Source organism: Rhodococcus sp. 05-2255-3B1 (genome assembly GCF_002258545.1).
Taxonomy (GTDB): domain Bacteria; phylum Actinomycetota; class Actinomycetes; order Mycobacteriales; family Mycobacteriaceae; genus Rhodococcoides.
The window spans coordinates 62,141-83,940 of sequence record NZ_NOZC01000017.1; the positions used below are offsets into that span (position 1 = coordinate 62,141).

Here is a 21,800-nt window from a genome sequence, read left to right on the forward strand (position 1 = left end):
CGATCGATTTCACCGAACTCATCGATTTCACTGATACGAAGGATCGTTCACGCATGTCGTCATACGCTCGTTCCCGATCGCTGCGCGCTGTCGGGATACTCGCTGCCCTGTCCCTGACGGTTGTCGGACTCACCGGCTGCGTCTCCCGCGGTAGCGACACCACTTCCACCGAAGCGCCCGAACTCGTCTCGAACGATCAGCTCGCCACCGTCACCCTCGACGTCGGTGACCAGAAGGGTGGCACCGAAGCCCTGCTTCGTGCGTCCGGTGAGTTGGACTCTGCGCCGTACGATGTCGCGTTCTCCACCTTCACCTCCGGCCCGCCGCAGGTGGAGGCCGCAACGGCCGGTCAGATCGACTTCGCGGTCACCGGCAACACACCCCCGGTGTTCGGAGTCGCAGCCAATGCGCGCATCAAGGTCGTCTCCGCCTACAGCAACGACGCGAGCGGGGATCAGATTCTCGTGCCGCCCGATTCGACTCTTGCCACGTTCGCCGACCTGCGCGGCAAGAAGATCGCCGTCGGCAAGGGAAGTTCCGCGCACGGCCATGTCCTGCTGCAGTTGCAGAAGGCAGGGTTGACCACCGATGACGTTCAGCTGGTCTTTCTTCAGCCAGCCGATGCGCTGACGGCGTTCACCTCGGGTGAGGTCGACGCCTGGGCGATCTGGGATCCCTTCACCGCGATCGCGCAGGTCCAGAACGGCTCGAAAACGCTCACCACCGCAGAGGGCGTCGCCAACGGCTACGGCTTCGGCATCGCCTCGCAGCAGGCGCTCGACGATCCCGCGAAGAACACTGCCCTGCAGGACTTCGTGGTTCGTCTGGCCAAGGCGTCCGCCTGGGCGAACGCCAACCCGGCCGAGTGGGCGGCGGCGTACTCCACGGCCGTCGGCATCGACCCCGCCGCCGGTGAATTGGCTCAGGGACGAAGCCAGCGACCCGCAATTGCGCTCGACGACACGGTGATCGAGTCCGAGCAGGCACTCTTCGATGCCTTCGTCGAGAGCGGAAGCATTCCCGGTGGCAACACGTTCGCGGACTTCGTCGACACGCGGTACGCCGACGCCATCGCCGACGCCACCGCCTCCACCAACTGATCACCCACCACGTCGTAGGAGTTCACTCGTGACCGCACGCATCTTCTGGTTCCTTCCCACCGCGGGCGACGGCCGTTCCATCGTCGGCGCCTCCCACGCATCCGGGAACCTCCGCGAACCCGCCGGGTTTCGTCGCCCGTCGCTGCGTTACCTCACCGAGGTGGCGCAGGCTGCGGACCGACTCGACTTCGAGGGCGTGCTGACTCCGACGGGAACCTGGTGCGAGGACGCGTGGCTGACCACGGCTGCTCTACTGCAGAGCACCCGACGGCTGAAGTTCCTCGTCGCCTTCCGTCCCGGCCTCACACCGCCCACGTTGGCGGCGCAGCAGGCGGCGACGTTGCAGCGCTTCTCGGCGGGACGGGTGTTGTTCAACATCGTCACCGGCGGCGACGACGTCGAGCAGCGTCGGTTCGGGGACTGGATAGACCACGATCGTCGCTACGCTCGCACCGACGAGTTTCTCGAACTCGTTCAACGCATCTGGACCGAGCCGTCGGTCGATCATAAGGGCGAGTTCTTCGAGGTGGCCGATGCACGGGTGTCCGAGGCACCGGATCCGTTGCCGGAGTTCTGGTTCGGTGGTTCGTCCGAGCCGGCTCTCGAGGTTGCGGCCAAGCGAGTGCAGACGTACCTGACGTGGGGCGAGCCGCCGGTCGACGCTCGCGCCAAGATCGAGAAGGTGCAGGCGCTCGCGGATGCCGTGGGCCGCAAGCTCACTTACGGCATTCGCCTGCACACCATCAGCCGTGACACGTCCGAGGAAGCCTGGGCCGTCGCACAGAAGCTTCTCGACGAGCTTCCCGAGGATCAGGTGTCCCAGGCTCACGTACTGCACTCGTCCTCGCAGTCCGAGGGGCAGCGCCGGATGGCCGCTTTGCACGGCGGCAGCAAGGATTCGCTCGAGATCTACCCGAACTTGTGGGCGGGTGTCGGACTCGTTCGCGGCGGAGCCGGGACGGCCCTGGTCGGTTCGCACGAGGAGGTCGCGGACCTGATCGGCGAATACCACGACGCCGGCTTCGACGAGTTCATCCTCTCGGGCTACCCGCACCTGGAAGAGGCGTATCACTTCGCCGAGGGCGTGCGTCCGATCCTCGATGCGCGCGGAATCACGGTGCCCGCTCGTCGGGTGTAGCTCTCGGTTCGAGGTGGCGGTTCACCACCCCTGCGCAATACCCTGGGGGAGCAGGTGACCCATCTGGGAGCGTTTCGTTTCCAGGTATCGGATGTTGGCCCGCGCGGCACCGACGATGATCGGCAGTCGTGCACTCACGTCGACCCCGTGCGCTTCGAGGCCACGAATCTTGTCCGGATTGTTGGTCAGCAGGCGGACTGTGCTCAGACCGAGATCTTTCAGAATGGCTGCGGCGCCGCCGTATTCGCGTCCATCTGCCGGCTCGTCGAGCTCGAGATTGGCTTGTACGGTGTCGAATCCCTCGTCCTGAAGTCGGTATGCAGCAAGCTTTTTCAGCAAGCCGATGCCGCGACCTTCGTGGCCGCGGAGGTACACCAGCACGCCGCCCTCCGCAGCGATTCGTTCGAGGGCAGTCTCGAGTTGCGGACCACACTCGCACCGCTGCGAGAGGAACGATTCACCGGTGAGGCACTCCGAATGCACTCTCACCAACGCGTTGTCGGTGACGTCTCCGGAGACCAGCGCCACGTGCTCGGCCCCGGTCTCGTGATCGGTGTAGCCGAACATCGCGAACGTGCCGTGTGGCGTCGTGAGGACGGTCTCCACCACCCGCCCGACGCGAGCGGGCCCGGCAACCGGTGCAGGGTCCCGAAGTTGGCGGTATGCGATGAGCTCCTCGATGGTGAGTACCGGAAGGTTCAGACGGGTGCCCAGGTTCTCGATCTCGGGAAAGCGCATCATCGATCCGTCGTCGGCCACCAGCTCGGCGATCACTCCCACGGCGGGCAACCCGGCGAGAGCACACAGGTCGACGGCGGCCTCGGTGTGTCCCGGTCGTTCCAGAACCCCACCCGGGCGAGCGCGCAGAGGGAGAACGTGCCCTGGTCGGATGATGTCCGACGCCACTGCGCCCGGATCTGCCAGCACCTGCAAGGTCTTCGCACGGTCGGCCGCGCTGATGCCGGTGGTGATCCCTGCGGCCGCGTCGACGGTCACGGTGTAGGCCGTCTTCTTCGGGTCCTGATTGTTCGACACCATCGGGGGTAGCTCCAGGGCATCTGCCCGTGCGTCGCTCATCGGAGCGCACAGCAACCCCGAGGTGTTGCGGACGGTCCAGGCCGTCCACGCGGGACTGACGCGGTCCGCCGCCAAGATCACGTCGCCCTCGTTCTCCCGATCGGCCGAATCGGTGACGAACACCGGCTTTCCGGCTCGGAGGGCATCGAGGGCATGTTCGACGGTACTCATCAGAGGTCTACCGCCAGTCGGCGAAACTTACTGCCGTGGAACACCATCGGTGCGACGCCGTCCTTGATTTCCAGTTCGTTGATGCGCATCAGAACGATGTCGTGGTCACCGGCTGTGACCTGCTCGGTCACCGAGGCGTCCAACCACATGCTCGCACCGTCGATGAACAGGGCACCGTCCTCCGTCGTCATGGTCGTCAGCCCCTCGAAGCGGTTACCCGTCTTCGCCGCGAGTGTGCGCGCCGCGACGTCGTGGAGTTCGCCGAGCACGCTGATCCCGATTCGCGGTGCTGCCGCGAACTTGGGCCACGTGGTCGAGGTGTCCTGAACACAGAATGCAACGAGAGGTGGATCGATCGACACCGCGACGAAGCTGCTTGCCGCCATCCCGACCTGTACTCCGTCGATCTCGGCGCAGACGGCGACGACGCCGCTGGGGAACTGTCCGAACGCGTTTCGCAGCACGGACTGGTCGAAGCTTGTGGTGCTCAGGGTCATGATGCATCCGTTCGGGTTCGGGCAGCGGCGAGAATGGTGTCGCCCCAGCGAGTTACGTAGTCGGTGATTCGGGAATCGGTGGTGTAGGTCGAATCGATGAGGTAGAGGCCGGGTGCCGGTGTGACCGCGCCGAGTTCGACGAGAACGTGTTTGAGAAACAGATCGGGCGCCATGGCGTGGGCGGGACCGGCACCCAACATGAGCGGAACGGCAACGACATTCTTCAGTCCGGTGTCGCCTGCGAACTGGTCGAGGAACAACTTCAGCACTCCGGTGTACGTCGCCTTGAAGGTCGGACTTGCGAAGACGACGAGATCGGAGGACGACACGGTGTCCACTGCAGCCCGAACTGCGGCGTCACCCCATCCGAGGAGCCCGGGCCCGAGGGTGATCACGTCGACGGTTCCGCCCGGCTCACCCGTCAATGCGGTGGCGAGAACGCGGGCGGCGTCGAGTGTTCGTGACTGGGGTTTCGGATTGCCCGCCACTACGGTGATTTTCATACGTGAACCTTTCGTTGGGGCGATGACACCAGCAAACAGCACGTGCGTAGCACCCTCGAGACTTCCCGGTTGCATGTCGATTGCGCCGTGTCGTGCTCGGCGATGCAGACCGTCGAGCTGGGGAAACGCCGAAATCCATGGGGCACAACGCCACCTGCATCAGAAGGCAGCGAGGTTCTCTCGGAACGTGGTTCGCGAATAACCGTCGCGAATCGCTCCGCGACGACGCAGCGCCGGAGCCAGACCGTCGGAGATTTCGGCGATGGCTTTGCGTGTGACAGGAGATGCGATGAGGAAGCCGTCTCCGCCGATGAATTCCATTGCCTCCTCCATTTTCTCGGCCACTGTCTCGACCGTTCCGACGAGCTCCATCGATTCCGTGGTCGGATAGTTCGCCACGATCTCGCGCAGGGTCTTGCCGGTTTTCGCCATGTCCGCGAGCGTGCTCTGGTGCCCGTTGTACTGGGTCAGATCGGGAACCGGCGCGTCGATGTCGAACTGTGAGAAATCGGTGCTGCTGAAGTACGACATCGCCGACAGGATGCCGTCGATGTTGTTTCGTTGCACTTCACGCATCCGATCGCGTTTGACCAGAGCTTCCTCGTCGGTATCGGCCATGATGGGGCTGACCAGGAACAGCACTTTGACATCGTCGGGCTTGCGGCCGTACTCGACGAGCCTGCGGCTGATGTCCTCGCGGTATTCCTTCATGGCATCGAGTCCGCGGACATTGGCGATGATGGTGTCGGCGTGTTTTGCACCGAATGCGCGGCCGGCGGGAGAACCTCCGGCTTGGCAGATGACCGGACGACCCTGGGGGCCGCGCGGGACGTTCAGCGGACCTCGCGAGGCGTAGTACTTGCCCTCGAAATCGATCGTGTGAATCTTTTCGTGATCGGCGAACACTCCGGATTCCGAGTCCAGAACCAGGGCGTCCTCGTCCCACGAATCCCACAGTTGCGTGACGACGTCCACCCATTCGTCGGCCATCTCGTAGCGGAGATCGTGTTCGATCTGCTTGGCCAGTCCGTAGTTCTGTGCGGCTCCGTCGGCGCTCGCGGTGACGAGATTGATCCCGACCCGCCCCTCGGTCAGGTGGTCGAGAGTCGACATCAGTCGGGCGGCCAGGAACGGCGGGTAGAACGTCGTGGCGACGGTGGCGATGATGCCGATGCGCTCGGTGGCGTCCGCCATCAGCGGGACGAGGGGCATCGGGTCGAAACGCACCGTGGTGCCGCGGCGTACGGAGCTTTCGAACGTCCCACGGTAGACGTTGGACAGTACCGACGAATCCTCGAGCATGATGTAGTCGAAGCCTGCACGCTCGAGGCTTCGCGCAGCATCGACGAAGAGATCGGGTCGACCGACGTCGGACGCCACGTTGCCCGACCACGGCTGGTTCCAGCCGTAGACCCCGAAGCCCGTCGTGAAGAACCAGCCGAGATGCATCATGCGGCGACGCCTGCGTCGATTCGACCGGTGGACGACTGCGTCGACACGACGCTGTCGGCGGGAGCGTGGTTGTTCATGCCAATCCCTCTCGTGATGGTTGGGCAACGTGCGGGTTGCCGATGAAGGAAGCCTCCTGCAAACGCATTACCGAACGTGGCGCAGGCGTAAATGAGTTATTACGCCGCAAACATCACCTGCTCGGGCGGTTTGTCGGTTCCGATAACGCCGCCGAGCAGCGCTGCAGAGGCGGACCGAGACCTATGTCACTCCGGCGTTAATTAATTTCGGATCCCTCTGACCAGGGGATTCGAACGGCGTAATACTTCAGTTACGCCGAACGTCCCTTCCAGTAACGCGTGCCGAGAATGCTGTGCGCATCGAGCAATAGCTCTGCTGGAGACAATCGGCTTGGAGGATCGTGATGAGTGGCAACCTGCGCGCAGCGTATGCCGAGATCGACGCCGAACACGTATGCAAGAGCTTCGACCGTCGTGGGTCCGGGTCGCCGGCCGTGGACGACATCAGCATGAAGGTGACGTCGAGCTCGGCCATCGGAATCGTCGGCGAGTCCGGCTCCGGTAAATCGACATTGGTTCGCATGATGTGTGGATTGCTCTCGCCCACGACGGGTTCGGTGCGATACAACGGAGCCGAACTGAACGGGGTCCTGTCCTCGAAGGCAGGCAGGCGTGAATTCCGGTCGAAGGTGCAGTATGTCGCGCAGGACACGACATCGTCCTTCGATCCACGCCGAACACTGCGTGATGCGGTACGACTACCTGCCGTCCGGCTTCTCGGTTTGGACAACACGGCCGCAGACGCACGAGTGGACGAGACATTGGAGTCCCTCGAAATCCACCCCTCGATGGCCGACCGATATCCCTCGGAGGTCTCAGGAGGTCAACGACAGCGTTTTTCGATAGCCCGGGCGTTGGTCGTTCGGCCCCGGATATTGCTGTGCGACGAGGTGGTGTCCGCGTTGGACGTCTCGGTGCAAGGCGCGATCCTGAACATGCTTCGTCGGTACTGCATCGAATCGGAGTGCGGGCTGGTCTTCGTCTCGCACGGACTTCCCGCTACGGCGTTCATCGCCCGCGACCTCGTTGTGATGCGGAACGGAGTCATCGTCGAGCAGGGCAGCACCGACGATGTCGTCGAGCGACCACAGGACCCGTACACGGCGGAGTTGCTCGACGCGTACCGCGGTGACGAAGCAGTCGAGCAACTCGCCGTGGCGGCAGCGCGATGAAGACATTTCTCGGACGTCAACGGTGGTGGCTCGGCCGAGTGGCCGTCCTACCGCTGCATCTGTTGGTCTTCGCGGTCGCCGCGTTCTTCCTGGTACGCGCTATCCCGGGTGACCCGGCCCGTGAAGTGGTCGGCCCCGAAGCCACCGAAGCCGATTATCTGGCGACGAAGGCCGAGCTCGGTCTCGACGGCAGTCTGTGGTCTCAGTTGATGTCGTATCTGAGCGACCTACTGCACTTCGACCTCGGCAACGCGATCATGACCGGTAGGCCGGTGACAACCGATATCGCAGACCGGCTACCGGGCACACTCGAACTCGCAGGAATTGCGTTCTTCTTTCTCCTGGCGATCACTTTGCTGCTGTCGGGAGTAGTCGTTTCCAGACCCAGATCCATTGCTGCGCGGGCTGTTCGCGGCTACGCCCAAGCAGCCGGAGCCGTTCCGGAATTCGTCGTCGGAGTGGTCGGAATCTTCCTGTTCTACGCCACGCTGCAGGTGGTTCCCGCTCCTACCGGCCGAGTGCGGGCCGGATTGACCGAACCCGAGCCGCTCACCTCGTTCCCGCTGCTCGACGCGATTCTTCGTGGAGACACCGTTGTGGTGTCCTCGATGATCTCGCACCTGCTGCTCCCGATTGCTGTGCTGGTGCTCTCGGTCACCCCGATTCTACTCAAACAACTTCTGACAGCTCTCGATTCGAGCCTCACCGCGCAACCGACGATGTTCAAGATCGCCACCGGTTCGGCCCGCAAGTACATCTATGCAAGTGCGTACCGGCGAGCATTGCCGCCGACCGTCGCGTTGTTCGGCATGGTCTTCGGTTCTCTTCTCGGTGGTGCGGTCATCCTCGAGACCCTGTTCGGCCTCGGCGGCATGGGCCGATACGCCGTCGAGGCGGTCGCGGCGACGGATCTGATTGCGCTGCAAGGATTCCTGCTCGTCGTCGCCGCAATCTCGCTGATCGTGTTCCTGTGTGTCGATCTCGTCAACATGTTGCTCGACCCTCGCCGCAAGCCGGGCCGAGCAGGAGGTGGTTCCTGATGGTTGCTCTGGTACCGAAGAAGGTCGAGTCCGATACTCGCAGTGCGAGGCGGCCGACTCGAAGGTCGGTCTCGGTCGGCACCGTCCTGCTCTTCGTTCCGCTGGCCGTGATTCTGCTGATCACCCTGATCGGGCCGTGGATCGTCCCGTTCGATCCGACCAAGGTCGTCGGTGCACCCTCTCTGTCACCGGATTCCGAGTTTCTTCTCGGCACCGACTCCAATGGACTCGACGTGTTCTCACGCACCATCGCCGGGGCCCGCATCGACGTGACGATCGCCCTCGCCGTCACGGTTGCCGCCACCGTGGCGGGAATTCTGATCGGACTCACCATCGGGATGAACGAGGCCGGACGCGGACTGGGCGGCTTGCTGGCTCGCGGCGCGGCGCGCTTCCTCGATCTGCTCGAAGCCGTTCCCACAGTGATCGTCGCCCTGGTTGTCGTGTCGTTCTTCGGAACGTCCTCGATCACCATGATTTTCACGCTGTCGATCATTCTCGCGCCGATTCAGGCCAGGCTCGTCCGTACCGAAGTACTGCGGGTGCGCGGCGACGCGTATCTCGATGCCGCCCGTCAGGCAGGACTGTCCGAGACGCAACTGGTGTTCCGACACGTATTGCCCAATTCGTCGGTTCCGGCGCTGCAGAACGCGTCGGTCGTGTTCGGCATGACGATCATTCTCACCGCAGCGCTCGGCTTTCTCGGTGTCGGTCTGCCGCCGCCCACCCCCGAATGGGGCTCGATGATCACCCGCGGCGCAGGCGACGCCGCCATCGGAAAGCTCTGGTCGGCAGGCGCTCCCGCGTTCGCGCTGTGTCTGACCGTCGCCTCGGTGGCCATCGTCGGTCGCAGGCTGACCAAGGGCACCCGCCGCTCCCACTGACAGCGGCGATCTGCCACAACGGACAGTGCGGTCCGCGAAAACCTCTCTAGTCCCTCATCTCACGCGATCGAAGCCACCGGCTCGACCGGCGATGACACCTGCACTCGTGCACCGAAGAAGGAGAACAAACTCTCGTGAAGACCTCTCATCGTCTTTCCATCGGACTCAGGTGGACGGTCCCGCTGCTCGTCGGTGCCCTCGCCTTGAGCGCTTGCTCGGACGGCGGATCAGAGTCCTCGGCGTCGACTCCCGGTGAGATCGTCGTCGTGACACCGGACCAGGCGTCGAATGTGGTGCGCGACTACGGCTACACCGCAGGCACCGACAATCAGGACGTCACCAACAACATGCACGCGCAGTTGATTCGCAAGCCGTACGTCGAGGAGGACGGCTCGGATGCACTGGTGCAGGACTACTACAACTTCGAGCCGTACCTGGCCGACAGCTACGAGGTGAGCCCGGATCAGCTCGTCTACACGTTCACGCTCCGTCAGGGTGTGATGAGTGCGCACGGCAACGAGCTCGACGCCGATGACGTGCTGTGGTCCTTCGAGCGCAAGTTCGCCACCCCGGGCGGCGGTATGGCCGGCTACTACAAGCCGATGTTGACCGACCCGGCGACCCAGATCGAGAAGGTCGACGACTACACCGTCAGCTTCACGGTGGAGAAAGCAGGCTATGGACTGACCCTGCTGGCCAACCTGGCCGAGAACATCGGGTCGATCTACGACAGCAACTACCTCATCGAAAACGCCACTCCCGAGGACCCGTACGCCGTCGCGTGGGGTGCCGAGGACATGATGCGCGGCAACTTCGGTTACGGCGCATACATGTTGGAGTCCGTCACTCCCGGCCAGGAGATCGTCATGACGGCGAACCCCAACTTCGTTCTCGGTGAGCCCGAGGTGAAGCGCATGACCCGACGCGTCGTGGCGGACCCCGCGACCAGGGCGAACATGGTCACCCGCGGCGACGCAGATGTCGCGTTGGCGTTGCGCTCGTCGGACCAGGCCACGCTGGAGAGCAACGACGCGGTGACCGTCCCGACGACGACCTCGAATCAATACCTGTTGTTCTCGATGAACACCACCACCGCGCCGTTCGACGATGTGCGGGTTCGCCAGGCGATGGCATACGCGATCCCGTACGACCAGATCATGTCCGACGTCTTCTTCGGCAGGGCCTACAAGTACAACCACGTACTCGACGACAAGGCACCGAACTGGGACGGGAGCGATCTTCCCCAGTACGACAGCGACCCCGAGCGAGCCAAGTCGCTGCTGGCGGACGCCGGCTTGACCGATGGTCTCGAGTTCACCCTCAGTGTCAACAATCAGCTTCCGGCGGCGCAGGACACGGCGATTCAGATCCAGTCGTTTGCGGCCGAAGCGGGCATCGACGTCACGATCGCGGAAGTGCCTGCAGCGCAGCTCAATGCCGACACCTTGGCCGGAAAGGTCCAGGCCAGCCTCAGTATCGGTGCATCGGTGACGATGACTCCGCCGTACTCGCTGCAGTTGCTCACGCAGCCGGGTGGTGGCTCCAACATCGCGCTGTGGAACGACCCCGAGTTCCTCGCGATGGTGGATCAAGGACTCGATGCCGGTGATGCACTGAGCCCCGAGGCCGGGGTGTTCTGGAATCAGGCAGAGCTGCGCATGACCGAGCAGGCTCCCTACATCTTCATCGCCAGGGTGCGGCCGTCGGTGGCGCTCGAGGCCGGTATCGGCGGGTTCGTGCAGCGCACCGATTTCCGTATCGACTACTCCAATCTGACGCTCGGTTCGTAGAGCGCACTCCCGAAGGCAGTTCGGTCGGTGGTCATATCGGGCTTCCCGACCGAACTGCGTGCGGAAACGCCCGTGAATCGCGGCGAAATCCGACGGCTACCGAGAACGTGGCCGGGCGAAACATCCGCGCGGTGTAGTTGACCTACACCGAGGAAGAACGACCAGCGAGGAACGAATGTGACCATGACAGACAACAGATTTCATCTCGGTTGGTTCGGCAGCTTCGTACCGACGTCCTGGAACACCGCGTTCGAGGGTTCCGACAGTGGGGACTGGTTGAACGGGGACTTCTACGTCGACTTCGCCAAGACGCTCGAACGCGCGTGCTTCGACTTTCTGCTACTCGAGGATTCGTCGATGGTGTCGGATACGTACGGTGGCAGCTCGGAAGCGACACTGAAGACCGGTGGGTGGGCGCCGAAAGGTGATCCGATGGCGTTGGCTCCCTTGCTCACCCGGGCCACCAGTCATCTCGGTATCGCCTTGACCGCATCGACGTCCTTCTATCCGCCCTATCTTCTCGCACGCTCGATCTCCTCACTCGATCACCTGTCCTCGGGTCGTATCGGGTGGAACGTGGTGACGTCCAGCGAGGATCGCGCAGCCCAGAACTTCGGTATGGACGCGCTACCTCCGCACGACGAGCGCTACGTACGCGCAGACGAGTACGTGGAACTGGTCGAAAAGCTCTGGGACTCGTGGGATGCCGATGCTGTGGTGATGGACCGCGCAACGTCCACCTATGTCGACCACACCAAGGTCCATACCATCGACTTCCAGGGCAAGTACTACTCCTCTCGGGGACCGCTCAATACTCTGCCGTCACCGCAGGGGCGACCGGTCATCACGCAGGCAGGCGGGTCACCGGCGGGCCGCGACTTCGCTGCCAAGCATGCGGACATGATCATGGCGCTGCCCAAAGGTGTTGCAGCGATGAAGGAGTACCGGTCCGATATCAGGCGCCGGATGGCGCTGCACGGCCGCGATCCCGATTCGGCGAAGGTGATGTACGTGGTCTCTCCCATCCTCGGTGAGACCCACGAGGATGCGCTCGCGCGGAAGGATCGCAAAGCTGCGGCGGTACGCGCCAATCCCGCGGGAGTGCTCATCGGCTGGTCGGCAAGCATGGAGATCGACTTCTCCACGTTCGACCTCGACAAGCCGATGCCCGAGGACGTGCACACCAACGGACATCAGTCCACGTTGGAGAACTTCCGCAACTGGGCCGACGGCCGAACGCTCCGCGAGGCCTGTGTTGCGTACCGAACCGAATCGATGGAGCTGGTCGGTACACCGGATGCTGTTGCCGCGCAGATGGGCGACGCCATGGCAGAGGTCGGCGGGGATGGGTTCTTGATCTGGAGCCAGCCGCACAACCGGCGGTACATCGGTGAGATCGCAGACGGACTCGTGCCGGCTCTACAGAGCCGAGGTCTGATGCGGACCGAGTACAGCAGCGATCATCTGCGCGACAACCTGCTCGAATTCTGACCCTCTCACTCGTTTCGTATCTGGAGAAAACTATGATTGCCAACAAATTTCACCTCGGATGGTTCCTCGGAGCCGGCTTCGGCGTCCAGTCCTGGAATCAGCCGTGGTCGGGGACCGGTGCGACCGACTGGATGATGCCCGATCAGTACGTGGACCTGGCACACTCGCTCGAGCGGGCATGTTTCGACTTCCTCATCATGGAGGACTCGGTGCAGGTCTCGGACACCTACAAGGGTTCGATGGAGTACTACCTGGCAACGGCATCCGCGGCACCGAAACACGATCCTGCCGTCCTCGCCGGAATTCTGTCGTACACGACCAAGCACCTCGGCATCGTTCCGACCCTGACCACCACCTTCTACCACCCGTACACCGTGGCGCGTCTGATGTCGACGCTCGACCATATCGCCGAGGGACGCATCGGCTGGAACATCGTCACCGGCAGCAACACTCGCGCCGCGCAAAACTACGGATTCGACATGCCCGAGCACGATCTGCGCTACGACATCGCCGACGAGTTCGTCGAGCTCGCCTGCAAACTGTGGGACTCCTGGGAAGACGGAGCGGTGCATGCGGACACCTCGGCGGGCGGCATCTACGCCGACCACGAGAAGGTCAATCGAATCGATTTCGAGGGCAAGTTCTTCAAGTCGAGGGGACCACTGAACACCATCCCCAGCCCGCAGCGTCGGCCGGTGTTTCTCCAGGCCGGTGGCTCGGACAAAGGCAAGGAGTTCGCCGCCAAGCACGCCGACGCCATCATCTCCAATCCCCATGGGACCGAGAAGATGCGACGCTACCGCGAGGACATCCGCCAGGGTGCCGTCGAGGCCGGCCGCAACCCCGACGACGTCAAGGTGATGTACCTGATCTCCCCGATCCTCGGTGAGACGACGGCCGAGGCCAAGGCCAAGCAGAAGCGTCGAGCAGATGCCGCAGCGAGCAACATCGATGGGCTCCTGGCCGGGCGTTCGCACCTGTCCGGTATCGATCTGAGCCAGTTCGACCTCGACGAGCCGTTGCCGGCAGATCTCGAAAGCAACGGGCACCGAAGCAGTTTCGCCGAGTTCAAGGGCGACGGCACGCAGACCCTGCGCGAGCGTATCACCGGCCACAGCGCCATCGACACCCTGGAATTCGTGGGCACTCCCGACGACGTTGCCGACATGATGGACGGCGTCATGCAGGAGGTGGGCGGCGACGGCTTTCTCATTGCGGGAGCTCCGATGAACCGGCGCTACGTCGCCGAGATCACCGACGGGTTGGTGCCCGCACTCAAGCGACGAGGACTGACCCGAACGTCGTACGAGCACAGCCACTTCCGCGAGAATCTTCGCGCATTCTGATCGACCGACCGTAGGTCTCGACACAAGAGGAGAAGACATGTTCCACCTTGGTTGGTTCTTGAGCTGGCAGGTGCAGTCGTGGAACCAGATGTGGTCGGGGGAGGGCGGCACCGAATGGAACCACCCCGAGCTGTACATCGACATGACTCGGTCGCTCGAACGCGCCGGCTTCGACTACATCATGTTCGAGGACGGCTCGTTCGTCCCGGACTCGTTCGGTGGCTCGTCGCAGTGGTGGCTGGCCAATGCACGGTCGGTGCCCAAGCAGGACCCGAACTCGTTGCTCCCCATTCTGAGTCAGCACACCGAGCGTCTCGGCCTCATCGCCACGATGACGACGTCCTTCCATCCGCCGTACATGGCGGCCCGCACCGCAGCCACGCTGGACCACCTCAGTAACGGGCGCGCGGGGGTCAACCTGGTGACCTCGCACAATGTTCGGACGGCACAGAACTTCGGCTACGAGGAAATGTTCGAGCACGACCACCGGTACGAGATGGCCGACGAATGGATCGACCTCGTCAAGCAATTGTGGTCCTCGTGGGAGCCCGATGCGGTGCGCCTCGACCGAGAAGCGGGCGTATTCGCGGATTTCGCGAAGGTTCACAACATCGACTTCAAGGGCAAGTACCACTCCTCCCGCGGGCCGATCAACACCACGCCGACGCCGCAGGGTCGACCGGTGATCTGCCAGGCCGGCGGTTCGCCTGCAGGCCGCGGCTTCGCGGCCAAACACGCCGAGACCATTCTGGCTCAGGTAGAGAGCGTCGAGGCCATGAAGACGTACCGCGACGACGTCCGTGCCCGCATGATCGTGGAGGGGCGAGACCCGGATTCGTGCAAGATCATGTTCATCGTCAGTCCGGTACTCGGTGAGACCGATCGAGAAGCGCAGGACAAGAACGAGCGGATCCTCGACGGCTTTCGGAACAACATCGACGTGAATCTGGCCTCGATGTCCTATGCCAGTGGCATCGACTTCTCGAAATTCGATCTGGACGCGCCGATCCCCACCGTCGAGACCAACGCAGGCCGGGGCACGATGGCCCTGATCGGTGCCAACACCACCGGGATGACGCTGCGCGAGGCAGCAAGCTCGGACATCCGGAAGTCCGTCCAACTGATCGGCACAGCCGACGCGGTGGCGGAGCAGATGGGCGATATCGCGGCAGAGGTGGGCGGTGACGGCTTCCTCATCGCGGGAAGCGTGAACCGGCGGTACATCAGCGAGATCACCGACGGTCTGGCACCCGAACTGCGCAAGCGTGGACTGATTCGCGACGGATATGCGCACGAGCTGTTCCGCGACAACCTGATGGACTTCTGATCGTCGCTGCAGGGGTCGGCCCGTCGACGCAGGTGCGACCCGAGTCGTATCCCTGGCGCGTGCTGTCGGTCACCGGACTCGGGATGAGCATCACGTTCGTATCGGTGTCGATGCTCCCCGTCGCTCTCCCGGACATGAGCGCGGGACTCGAAGCCTCTGCAGCGCAAACCGATTGGTTCATGCTCGCGTACCTGCTCACCACCGCTGTCTTCATACTGGTGCTCGGCAAACTCGCCGATCTCGTCGGACGCCGCCCGGTGTATCTCGCGGGCTTGGCCTGTCTGACCGTCAGCGCCGCGGTGATCGCGTCGGCGACGGACCCCGATATCGTGATCGGCTTACGCGGCGTGCAGGGCATCGGCGCGGCGGCAGTGATCACCAACACCACTGCGCTGCTCGTCGAGGCGTTCGAGCCGCAGAAGCTCTCGATCGGCATCGGCTGGAACATCACGATCATGTCGCTCGCCATCTCCATCGGGCCGTTGCTCGGGGGTGCGCTGACCGAAACCGTCGGGTGGCGTGGGGTATTCGGAATCGTCGTTCCCCTCGGCGTTATCGGCACGGTGTGGGCCTGGCTCACTCTGCATCGGACACCACGGCCGAAGACCGGTGCACCCCTGGACTACGCCGGTGCGCTGGGTTCGATGGTCATCCTCGGTGGCTTGGTCTACGGGGTGAACCGCGCCGGCAGTGACGGTTTCGGAGCCTGGCAGTCCGTCGTACCGCTCGCGTTCGTCGTGATCGTGGTGCCGCTGTTCTGGTGGTGGGAGAAGCGAGCCGCAGATCCGATCGTGGATCCGAAGTTACTGATCGACAGATTCCGTGGAAGCGCTTACACCGCATCGTTTCTGGTGACGATGGCGGAAGGCGCGGTGGCGGTGACCATGTCGCTCTACCTCCAGAGTGTCGTGGGCTCGAGTCCCATCGACGCCGGATTACAGATCACCGCACTCGCCGTCGGCACCACCGTGATGTCGCCGATCGCGGGCACGCTGGCCACCCGAGTATCGACGCGGACGTTGACAACAGTGTCCACGCTCGGCACCGCAACGGTGCTGTCGGTACTCGCCCTCCACATCGCGGGGCCGGCCCAAGGCGTTCCCGTTGTGGTCCTGCTGTTCGCCCTCGGTCTCAGTGGCGGGATCTTCAAGACGGCCAATGCGGCGGCGATCAACGTGGGAGTGGCACCGAACCGTTCGGGAATGGCCAACGGCTTCAGGGTGTCCCTCGACAACACTGCAGTCACCCTCAGCACAGCGCTCGCCCTGGTGCTCGCAGTGTCTGCACTTCCGCCTGCGCTGCGCGAGTTGGTGTACTCCGGCGACAGCGAGATGTTGCCGGACGGCGGATCGGATTCGCTGACAACGGGATTCGTCATCGCCGTGGCCTCCATGGCATTCGCAGCGCTACTGGCGAGCGTGGCGTCGGGCCTGCGCGGAATCCATCCGAAGGAACCTGCCGAGCTGTCTCGGCTGCACAGAAGTGATCTACCCACATCGAGAGCAAGGAGCACGGCATGACCAAATTTCATCTGGGGTGGTTCACCAACTTCTCCAACCCGCCGTGGAACACCACCTGGGCCGGCGACGAAGGCAGGACGTGGGCCAACGGTGAATTGCACGTCGACTTCGCGCGGTCACTCGAGCGAGCCTGCTTCGACTACATCATGCTCGAGGATTCGTCGATGGTCTCGGACGCCTTCGAGCAGACGTCGAGGGTGGACTTGAAGTACGGACTGTATGCGCCCAAACACGATCCCGTGACGCTGGTTCCGATGCTGACTGCGTCGACGAAGCACATCGGCATCATCGCAACCTGTTCGACGTCCTTCTACCCGCCGTGGTTGCTCGCGCGACGATTCTCCACACTCGATCACCTCAGCGGTGGGCGCGTCGGCTGGAACGTCGTGACCTCCAGCGAGGACCGCGCCGCGCAGAACTACGGCATGGACAAGCTTGCCGAACACGACCAGCGGTACGAGCGCGCCGACGAGTTCGTCGATCTCGTCAAGCAGTTGTGGGCATCGTGGGAGGAAGACGCGATGGTCCTCGATCGGGACACCGGCACGTATGTCGATCACACGAAGGTCCATGTCACTAACTTTCGCGGCAAGTACCACGCATCTCGCGGACCGCTGAATCTGCCGCGGTCACCGCAGGGCGAACCGGTGATCTGCCAGGCCGGCGGCTCACCGCGGGGCCGTGAATTCGCCGCCCGCAACGCGGAAACCATCCTCAGCGCGGCCAAGGACCCAGCCGCGATGAAGGCGTTCCGCGACGACATCAGGATGCGGATGGAGAAGGAAGGCCGCGATCCGGACAGCTGCAAGATCATGTTCATCACTCAGCCCGTGCTGGCGGATACCGAATCCGACGCGCGCGCCAAGGTGGAGCGCATGACCGCCGATGTCGATTCACGCATCGAGTCTGCGCTGGGCCATATTTCGGCACTGACCGAAATCGATCTGTCCACGTACGAGCTGGACGAGGAGTTTCCCGAGCTCTCCACCAATGGACATCGGACGACACTGGGTGACTTCCTGTCGTACGGCAATACCCCGCGCAAGGCGGCACTCGGCTGGTCCATGAAGAACGTGCACTACGTCGGAACCCCTGACTCTGTCGCCGAGCAGATGGGCGAGACGATGGACTTCGTCGGTGGTGACGGTTTCCTGATCACCGGGAGCATCGGCCGACGCTACGTCGGCGAGATCACCGAGGGCCTCGTTCCTGCGCTGCAACGACGCGGCCTCGTCCGTACCGAATACGAGCACGACATGTTTCGTGAGAATCTCATGTCCTTCTGATGCGGTTGCTACGCAGAGACTCGGTGGTACCGGGCCCGGTGTACGCGTTGGCCTTCGTCAACGTGTGCATCGGTCTCGGCTACGGCGTTGTGGCTCCGGTCATTCCGGTCTTCGCCAGAGACTTCGGGGTGTCCGATCTGGCGGCCTCGTCGGTGGTGAGCATCTACGCGTTCACCCGAGTGTTGGCCTCGTTCGGTGCATCCCGTCTGCTGATGAGGTTCGACGAACGCACGATCCTCACCGCGGGACTGCTGCTGGCCGCAACATCCTCGCTGGCAGCAGCATTCGCTCCGACGTTTCTGTCACTGTTGTTGCTCCGGGCCGTCGGCGGCGTCGGAACAGCGATGTTCACCGTGGCCGGGCAGCAGCTACTCTTCCGCTACAGCAGCCCGGAAACCGGAGGCAGAACTGCGTCCGTCTTCCAGTCCGGCTTCCTCATCGGCGGGGTACTGGGCCCGGTGATCGGCGGTACGGTCGCTCTCGTCTCGCTTCGGGCCCCGTTCCTCACCCACGCACTGACGCTGATCGTCGGGGTCGCCGTCGTCTGGTTCGCGTTCCGATCCAGTGACAAGAAGGACGCCGTAAACGGTGTCGTGCACGATACGACAACACGACCGGAGCCGATGACGCTGCGAAGTGCGCTCGGCCACCGTGGATTCCGTGCGTCGATCGCGTCGAACTTCGCCAACGGCTGGGTCGGCAACGGGGTGCGGTTCACCCTCATCCCGCTGTTCGTCGCGACGGTGATCGGCGGCAGCCCCTTCGTCTCGGGGTTGGTTCTCGTCGTCGGCGCCGTCGTGCAGATCGTCGTCGTCAAACCTGCGGGCAAACTCGTCGACAGCTGGGGTCGACGGCCCATGCTGGCCTTCGGATCCGGTCTGATTCTGCTCGGGATCGTCGTTCTCGCCCTCGTTCCGACTCTGCCGATCCTGGTGCTGACCATGGTGCTGTGGGGAGTGGGCGGCACGTGCGCCATGGTGGCGAGCGCTGCGACCGTCGGCGACGTGCTGGCGGGGCGCGGCGGCAGTCCCATTGCGGTGTACCAGGTCACGTTCGATGTCGGCACCATGCTCGGCCCGCTCGTCGCCGGTGCCGTCGTCGCTCAGGCGTCCTACTCTCTCGCCTTCACCGCCTGCATCCCCGTCGCGGCGTTGGCCGTCCTACTGGCACTTCGGCCGTGGCGGACCGTCGCCGTGTCGACCCCCGAATCGAAGGTGGTCGTCACCGAGGAATCCGCCGTCCCTGCCCCGACCATTCACGACCACCACTTTGGAAAAGAGGACCGATGTCACAACCGTTCACTCTCGGTTGGTTCACCAACTACCTCGTCCCCGACTGGACCGGACCCTATGCCGGAACCGGTGGAACAGACTGGACCGACGGAACTTTCGCTGTCGACGTCGTGCGCGCGCTTGAGCGAGCGGGAATCGACTTCGTGATGCTGGAAGATTCGACCGCGCTGACCGATATCTACGGCGGCACGTTCGAGTCCGAACTGAAATGGACGCCCCGGGCACCGAAGCACGACCCGATGGCACTGGCGTCGCGCCTGGCATACGAGACCGACCGAATCGGCATCGTCGTCACCGCGTCCACGAGTTTCTACCCGCCGTTCCTGCTCACTCGGCTGCTCTCGACCCTCGACCATCTCAGTCGCGGCCGGATGGGGTGGAACATCGTCACCTCGACGGGGGACCGAGCGGCACAGAACTTCGGCAAGGACACGCTGCCGACCCACGATGCCCGGTACGAGATCGCCGAGGAGTTCGTCGACGTCGCGAACCAGCTGTGGGCGTCCTGGGACGCCGATGCCGCATCCCCGATCGGCCCCGGCCTCGAGTCCTATGTCGACCACACCAAGGTCAGGACCATCGATCACGTCGGCGAGCACTTCTCGGTCCGCGGCCCGCTCAACACCTTGCCGAGTCCGCAGGGCAAGCCGGTGCTGTGCCAAGCGGGAGCGTCGAAGTCCGGTATCGATCTCGCGGCGCGAGTAGCCGACCTCGTGGTGGCTGCGCCGAAGGGGCGAGACGCAATGCGCGAGTACCGAAACACGGTGCGGGCCCGTGCCGCAGAATTCGGACGCAACCCCGACGACATCAAGGTTCTCTACATGGTGACGCCGATTCTGGGGGAGACCGAGGACGACGCGAAGCGCAAGGCCGAGCGCTACTACGAGGCGACCGATGCCGCCATCGCACGCCGGCTGATCATGCTGTCCGGGGACATCGACTTCTCGACATTCGATGTTGACCAACCGATTCCGGACGACCTGAAGACCGAGGGGAGCACCAGCATTCTCGACAACCTGCGGAAATGGGCGAACGGCAGATCGATTCGCGAGACCGTGGCCACCGAACGGACGGAATCGTTGCGACTGGTCGGCACGCCGGCCAGTGTGGCGGACGAAATGGAAAGCGTCATCGACGAGGTAGGCGGGGACGGCTTCCTATTCTTCGGGGGTGGCGGTGGAGTGCTCAATCGTCGGTACGTCGATGACGTGTGCGACGGGCTGATGCCCGAACTCGCCCGACGGGGCGTCGCAGGCACCGGATACCGCGGTCGCAATCTCCGCGAGCACCTGGCAGGTGTGCGATGAGTACACCGCGCATGCATCTGGGCTGGTTCACCAGCTTTCGTCCACCGGTGTGGAGCTCGCACTGGACCGGATCCGATTCCGATTCCTGGGCCGACGGGCGGTTCCACGTCGAGATGGCCCAGGCGCTCGAGCGTGCAGGATTCGACTATCTGATGCTCGAGGACTCGTCCATGGTGTCCGACATCTACGGCGGCACCACGGAGTTCGATCTGGCGAAGGCGCAGTACGCGCCCAAGCACGATCCGGTCGCACTGGTGCCGATGTTGGCCGCGGCAACGTCGAGGCTCGGGATCGTGACCACGATGTCCACCAGCTTCTACCCGCCGTACCTGCTGGCACGGGTGGTGTCGACTCTCGATCACATGTCCCACGGACGGGTCGGGTGGAACGTGGTGACGTCGAGCGAGGACCGCGCCGCACAGAACTTCGGCATGGACGCACTGCCGCCACACGACGAACGGTACGAGCGCGCCGAGGAGTTCGTCGAGGCAGTCGACGCGCTCTGGAAGTCGTGGGATCCGGACGCACTGGTGATGGACAAGGCGTCGAACACCTACGTCGATCACACCAAGGTGCACGACGCGAATTACGTCGGCAAGTTCCACCGCACGCGCGGCCCGCTCAACACGCTGCCGATGCCCCAGGGCAGGCCCGTGATCTGTCAGGCCGGTGGATCACCGCGCGGACGCGCATTCGCCGCTCGCAATGCCGACACCATCATCTGCCAGGCTCAGGGCATCGAGGCGATGAAGGCCTATCGCGACGACGTTCGGGCGATGGCGTCGGACGCAGGCCGCGATCCGGATTCGATCAAAATTCTCTACATCGTCTCCCCGGTACTGGGCGACACCGACAGCGAGGCTCGCGAACTGGATGCGCGGTCCCGTGAGGCGACCGATGGGCGTGTGCACGCTGCGTTGGCGCACATTTCCGCGGTGACCGGCAACGATCTGTCGACGATGGACATCGATGCACCGCCGCCGGATCTGACGACCAACGGGCACCGCACGACGCTCGCGGACTTCCTCGCGGGTTCGGGCAGCAGCAAGTTCAACGAGGACGGAACTCCGAAGACGTTGCGCCAGTTGGCTGCCACGTGGTCGATCACCTCGGTTCCGCTGGTGGGTACTCCCGACACCGTGGCAGGGCAGATGGAGGAGGTCATCGATGCTGTCGGCGGAGACGGTTTCCTGATGACCGGTAGGCTCGGGCGTCGGTACTACACCGAGGTGACCGACGGTTTGGTTCCGGCCTTGCGTCGTCGAGGATTGGTTCGAGACACGTATGCACACACGCAGTTCCGCGACAATCTGCTGGACTTCTGACTGAT

18 protein-coding genes are annotated in these 21,800 nt (G+C 63.6%); 14 read left to right on the forward strand and 4 right to left on the reverse strand.

The genetic code is table 11. The features are described from left to right. Positions 1-53: 53 nt before the first annotated feature. Positions 54-1,100, forward strand: a complete 1,047-nt coding sequence (locus tag CH249_RS09720; RefSeq protein WP_094681764.1) for an ABC transporter substrate-binding protein — start codon at positions 54-56, stop codon at positions 1,098-1,100. A gap of 28 nt (positions 1,101-1,128) precedes the next feature. Continuing rightward, positions 1,129-2,238 carry an LLM class flavin-dependent oxidoreductase gene (locus tag CH249_RS09725; protein ID WP_094681765.1) on the forward strand — a complete coding sequence of 370 codons (1,110 nt, stop codon included), beginning with the start codon at positions 1,129-1,131 and terminating at the stop codon, positions 2,236-2,238. A 21-nt stretch (positions 2,239-2,259) separates the two neighbouring features. On the opposite strand, the gene ribA is transcribed toward CH249_RS09725, so the two are convergent. The 4 genes from ribA to CH249_RS09745 form a co-directional block, all read right to left on the reverse strand. Next, on the reverse strand, positions 2,260-3,486 hold the full coding sequence (gene ribA / locus CH249_RS09730) for a GTP cyclohydrolase II (protein ID WP_094658106.1): 1,227 nt from the start codon (positions 3,484-3,486) through the stop codon (positions 2,260-2,262). Beyond that, complete coding sequence (locus CH249_RS09735; RefSeq protein WP_094647152.1) at positions 3,486-3,983, reverse strand: flavin reductase family protein; 498 nt, start codon at positions 3,981-3,983, stop codon at positions 3,486-3,488. Before CH249_RS09735 ends, ribA begins: the two co-directional genes overlap by 1 nt. Continuing rightward, the gene (locus tag CH249_RS09740; RefSeq protein ID WP_094681766.1) at positions 3,980-4,486 is read right to left on the reverse strand and encodes an NADPH-dependent FMN reductase; all 507 of its coding nucleotides are present in this window, start codon (positions 4,484-4,486) and stop codon (positions 3,980-3,982) included. Before CH249_RS09740 ends, CH249_RS09735 begins: the two co-directional genes overlap by 4 nt. Positions 4,487-4,645: 159 nt before the next feature. Next, entirely contained in the window at positions 4,646-5,938 is a 1,293-nt protein-coding gene (locus CH249_RS09745; protein ID WP_094681767.1) for an NtaA/DmoA family FMN-dependent monooxygenase, read from the reverse strand. A 421-nt stretch (positions 5,939-6,359) separates the two neighbouring features. Here CH249_RS09745 and CH249_RS09750 point away from each other — a divergent pair, with 421 nt between their 5' ends. The 12 genes from CH249_RS09750 to CH249_RS09805 all read left to right on the forward strand — a co-directional run bounded on the left by CH249_RS09750 (position 6,360) and on the right by CH249_RS09805 (position 21,795). Then, positions 6,360-7,187, forward strand: a complete 828-nt coding sequence (locus CH249_RS09750) for an ABC transporter ATP-binding protein (RefSeq protein ID WP_094681768.1) — start codon at positions 6,360-6,362, stop codon at positions 7,185-7,187. Then, positions 7,184-8,227, forward strand: coding sequence for an ABC transporter permease (locus CH249_RS09755; RefSeq protein WP_094681769.1), 1,044 nt, complete (start codon positions 7,184-7,186; stop codon positions 8,225-8,227). Before CH249_RS09750 ends, CH249_RS09755 begins: the two co-directional genes overlap by 4 nt. Then, positions 8,227-9,111 carry an ABC transporter permease gene (locus CH249_RS09760; RefSeq protein ID WP_052077540.1) on the forward strand — a complete coding sequence of 295 codons (885 nt, stop codon included), beginning with the start codon at positions 8,227-8,229 and terminating at the stop codon, positions 9,109-9,111. Before CH249_RS09755 ends, CH249_RS09760 begins: the two co-directional genes overlap by 1 nt. A gap of 134 nt (positions 9,112-9,245) precedes the next feature. Next, complete coding sequence (locus CH249_RS09765; RefSeq protein WP_094681770.1) at positions 9,246-10,901, forward strand: ABC transporter substrate-binding protein; 1,656 nt, start codon at positions 9,246-9,248, stop codon at positions 10,899-10,901. A 183-nt stretch (positions 10,902-11,084) separates the two neighbouring features. Continuing rightward, on the forward strand, positions 11,085-12,392 hold the full coding sequence (locus CH249_RS09770; protein WP_037148450.1) for an NtaA/DmoA family FMN-dependent monooxygenase: 1,308 nt from the start codon (positions 11,085-11,087) through the stop codon (positions 12,390-12,392). A gap of 32 nt (positions 12,393-12,424) precedes the next feature. Further along, entirely contained in the window at positions 12,425-13,738 is a 1,314-nt protein-coding gene (locus tag CH249_RS09775) for an NtaA/DmoA family FMN-dependent monooxygenase (RefSeq protein ID WP_094681771.1), read from the forward strand. 37 nt (positions 13,739-13,775) lie between these two features. Then, a complete protein-coding gene (locus tag CH249_RS09780; RefSeq protein ID WP_094681772.1) occupies positions 13,776-15,065 on the forward strand; it encodes an NtaA/DmoA family FMN-dependent monooxygenase in 1,290 nt (429 codons plus the stop codon). A gap of 59 nt (positions 15,066-15,124) precedes the next feature. Continuing rightward, entirely contained in the window at positions 15,125-16,585 is a 1,461-nt protein-coding gene (locus CH249_RS09785; RefSeq protein ID WP_143544411.1) for an MFS transporter, read from the forward strand. Beyond that, positions 16,582-17,871, forward strand: coding sequence for an NtaA/DmoA family FMN-dependent monooxygenase (locus tag CH249_RS09790; protein ID WP_037171260.1), 1,290 nt, complete (start codon positions 16,582-16,584; stop codon positions 17,869-17,871). Before CH249_RS09785 ends, CH249_RS09790 begins: the two co-directional genes overlap by 4 nt. Beyond that, a complete protein-coding gene (locus tag CH249_RS28365; protein WP_094681774.1) occupies positions 17,871-19,310 on the forward strand; it encodes an MFS transporter in 1,440 nt (479 codons plus the stop codon). Before CH249_RS09790 ends, CH249_RS28365 begins: the two co-directional genes overlap by 1 nt. Further along, on the forward strand, positions 19,274-20,470 hold the full coding sequence (locus CH249_RS09800; protein ID WP_373453542.1) for an NtaA/DmoA family FMN-dependent monooxygenase: 1,197 nt from the start codon (positions 19,274-19,276) through the stop codon (positions 20,468-20,470). Before CH249_RS28365 ends, CH249_RS09800 begins: the two co-directional genes overlap by 37 nt. Beyond that, positions 20,467-21,795, forward strand: coding sequence for an NtaA/DmoA family FMN-dependent monooxygenase (locus tag CH249_RS09805; protein ID WP_094681776.1), 1,329 nt, complete (start codon positions 20,467-20,469; stop codon positions 21,793-21,795). The genes CH249_RS09800 and CH249_RS09805 overlap by 4 nt, the downstream gene beginning before the upstream one ends. Positions 21,796-21,800 lie beyond the last annotated feature (5 nt).